Below are 3,429 nucleotides of genomic sequence, written 5' to 3' on the forward strand. Positions count from 1 at the left end.
CAAGCTCAAGGAACGCCTGCGCATGATCCTCAAACAGACCGCCGACAAAGCCGACCCCCTGCTGCGCCAATGGGCCGCGGACGCGTCCCTGTCCGGCATCCCCGGATTCGTCCAGCTCGGCGAGAAGATCGCCAGGCGCCACTTCGACATCCTCACGACCATCCGCAGAGGACTGTCCAACGCCAGGCTAGAGGCCGTGAACAACAAGATCAAGACCACCATCAAAATCGGCTACGGCTACCGCAACCTCGACAACCTCATCGGCCTCGTCATGCTCAAATGCGGCGGACTCAACCTACAACTCCCCGGACGCCAATAACCAGTAGGCCAAACCAGTGATCCACACCCACACAAACACCCGAAGAGCCCCATATATTCGCACTTCCGAACCACACCCCGGATGCCAGGCCGTGGGCGAGCCATACGCCGGTGCCGTAGACCAGGAACGGCGTCCAGTTCGTGCCGACCAGTCGGGACGCCCAACGCGGTCCGGAATGCCGCCTGCCCGGCCATGCCACCAAGGCGGCGATGACGACGATGAGCGCAAACATCAGGACCCCCATCGCCAGCATCCACGCGATCGATAGTTCCGGGGCGCACCGTTGCATGGTTTCCTCCGCCGTTACGGTTCCCGAAGGCGACCATCCATGCCAAGTGGCACATGTGAGCCTCTCGTTGATGGCGGTATCCGCCGCGCATGCGACGCCCATCGACGCAGCCGCAAGCGATCCGATCGTCCGGGAGACTCATGCACGCATCCTGGTTCCAAATCCGTCTGACCTCATCGTCATGCCCATGACACCATTATCTCACGTAGTGAATTTTTATAGCAACGTAGTAAAAGATGGACTTTTGTATTGGAAATCGCGGGACTGCACCAGCTTCGAAAGTGCAAAAACGGTCCGCCGAACGTGCGCGACACGCCCGGGCAAACAGCCAAAAATCTCATCTTTTCGTCCGCATTATGAGATTTAAGATGTCTCAAAACTGTCCCAAAACCTGTGGATAACTCCCCAAAATGATGGACTATCGTATTGATTTTTAGTGGACTATCGTATTAATCTCAAGTTTTCGCAACTTGGCATAGTGGACTATCGTATTGAAAATAGTGGACTATCGTATTGAAAATAGTGGACTATCGTATTGAAAATAGTGGACTATCGTATTGAAAATAGTGGACTATCGTATTGAGCGACACGCACTCAGCCCTACTGCCACAACGGTTTTCAGGCCCGCTTATAGTTGTTATAGTTGTTATAGTGTTATAGTTGTTATAGCGATTTGCGAAAATCGGAGTTATCCACATTTCGCAACTGCCGCAAATCGCCGATCGCTTCGATCTTTTCGCTTTCACGCTTCAGCAACGTTTCCGCTCAGACTTCCTTCTCGATGCTTTTTACGCCCTTAACGCGGTTTTGTCTTTTGACGTAGTTTTTCCTTTGTCTGTAGTCGCTCCCCCTTCACATTCATCACTTCTCATCCAGACGCCTCTTCGATGCACGACACACTCATCTCGGATGCCTCCCTGCGTCTTGCACTCGATGCCACATGTCTCTCATCATTCGCCTTCAAGAGTTGTGGATTCGTTTTCGCTGTCTTCGTGCGTCCTCCTGTGCCTGAATGGCAACCGGAAGTACAATTGGCCATAGGGAGTTCGCATGACGCATAGACGCGTCGTGAGGACTGGCCGAGGAATCGCCAGTGGAGGATTCCGTCATCGAAGTGAGAAGGGAATACTGAGGACCAACGTCAACCCGGAACCGCAACAACAGCCGGAGTACACTCCGAACGCCGCCCAGCCGCAGGCATATCCGAATCAGCCGCAGGCGCCGCAATACGCGCCCCAGTACCAGCAGCAGCCCGGATACGCCCCGTACCCACCGCAGGCCAACCCCGCAGACACCGGTTCGTTCGGATGGGCCGTGCTTGGCTTCTTCATCCCCGTCGTCGGCCTCATCCTGTGACTCGTCTGGAAGGACACCCAGCCGAAGAACGCGTATAGGGCCGGCAAGGGCGCGCTGGTGTCGGTGATCGTATGGGGTGTGTTCTTCGTCCTATACATCATCCTGATCATCGTGGCTGCGATCGCGATCGGTTCGTCGAGCGGCTCGACATCGGCGCTTGGATTGCTGTGATGGAACCGCCCACCGCGGGCCCCGCAGCACCGAACATCCCACCGCAGGCTGGGGCGCCATTGCCCATGGAACCCGTGCCGCCCATGCCGATGCAGGAAGTTCCGCAGATGGAGCCCTCCGAGCCGGAACGACGTCCGAACGAGATGACTAGAGGATTCGCCATCGCGGGCATCGTCCTTGCGGTCATCGCCGCGGTGTTCGCGATGATGCCGCTGTGGGACGATGTGTCCGTGTTCGGCGTCGTCGGCCTAGCGCTAGACGTCATCGCCGCCTGCTCGCTTATCTCCGACCGCAACCGGACGCCGGTGTGGATCAGGACCGTGGTGGTCGCCGCGTTGCTCTGCATCGCGTCCATCGTGGTCGTTGCCCTCACCTGATCCGTTCTGCCCCGGTTCGATGCTGTTTTCGATTCACCATCCGTTCATGATTCGGTGTCCCGAATTTTGGGCGGATGGTCTTTTCCCTTCATCGGCATGCGTTAGCCTGTAACTACCAGCGATTAAAGCTGTTGCGACACGCCGGGGAAACCGCTTGATAGAGCCGTTTCCATAGGTTCTTGTGTCCTTTCGCTTGCATCATGACGCCATCGGGTGTAAGTTTATCTCTTGCTGCTCAGCACGGGGGTTGGTCCCCTGGATTAAGCCTTTCGGGCTGGTGCTTGGTGGTTTGAGAACTCAAGAGTGTGTTTGTACTACTTCTTTATAGTCAATGATTGCCAGTCCGTTGCAGGCCTGCCTGTTTTGGGTGGGTTCCCTTGGTTGGGTTGAATTGCGGCGGGGTTTTGTGTGAATGTCCTTCCTTAAGGATGTTCTCGTTCTTTTTTGTTTTGAGAGTCATCTGTCGATGCTCTTTCGCATGTTTTTTGTGGAGGGTTCGATTCTGGCTCAGGATGAACGCTGGCGGCGTGCTTAACACATGCAAGTCGAACGGGATCCCGGGTTTCGGCCTGGGTGAGAGTGGCGAACGGGTGAGTAATGCGTGACCGACCTGCCCTGTACACCGGAATAGCTCCTGGAAACGGGTGGTAATGCCGGATGCTCCGACATGCTGCATGGCGTGTTGGGAAAGATTTATCGGTATGGGATGGGGTCGCGTCCTATCAGGTAGTCGGCGGGGTAACGGCCCACCGAGCCTATGACGGGTAGCCGGCCTGAGAGGCGACCGGCCACATTGTGGACTGAGATACGGCCCAGACTCCTACGGGAGGCAGCAGTGGGGAATATTGCACAATGGGCGCAAGCCTGATGCAGCGACGCCGCGGTGCGGGATGGACGGCCTTCGGGTTGTAAACCGC

At 56.4% G+C, this 3,429-nt stretch carries 4 protein-coding genes and 1 rRNA gene; all 5 read left to right on the top strand.

Going from position 1 to position 3,429, the window contains the following annotated elements:
* On the top strand, nucleotides 1-319 hold a 319-nt coding region (locus BCAL_RS12740), incomplete at its 5' end, for an ISL3 family transposase (protein WP_043260055.1).
* Between the two features lie 218 nt (nucleotides 320-537).
* Complete coding sequence (locus BCAL_RS13220; protein ID WP_156101969.1) at nucleotides 538-975, top strand: hypothetical protein; 438 nt, start codon at nucleotides 538-540, stop codon at nucleotides 973-975.
* Nucleotides 976-1,658: 683 nt separating this feature from the next.
* Nucleotides 1,659-1,964 (top strand): hypothetical protein, encoded by a 306-nt coding sequence (locus BCAL_RS13560; RefSeq protein WP_043167906.1) that lies wholly within the window; start codon nucleotides 1,659-1,661, stop codon nucleotides 1,962-1,964.
* Between the two features lie 254 nt (nucleotides 1,965-2,218).
* Nucleotides 2,219-2,512: a hypothetical protein gene (locus BCAL_RS06880; protein ID WP_043167907.1), complete on the top strand. Its 294-nt coding sequence runs from the start codon at nucleotides 2,219-2,221 to the stop codon at nucleotides 2,510-2,512.
* 484 nt (nucleotides 2,513-2,996) lie between these two features.
* A 16S ribosomal RNA gene (locus BCAL_RS06885) occupies nucleotides 2,997-3,429 on the top strand; the annotation flags it as partial.

This window comes from Bifidobacterium callitrichos DSM 23973, from assembly GCF_000741175.1.
GTDB lineage: Bacteria > Actinomycetota > Actinomycetes > Actinomycetales > Bifidobacteriaceae > Bifidobacterium > Bifidobacterium callitrichos.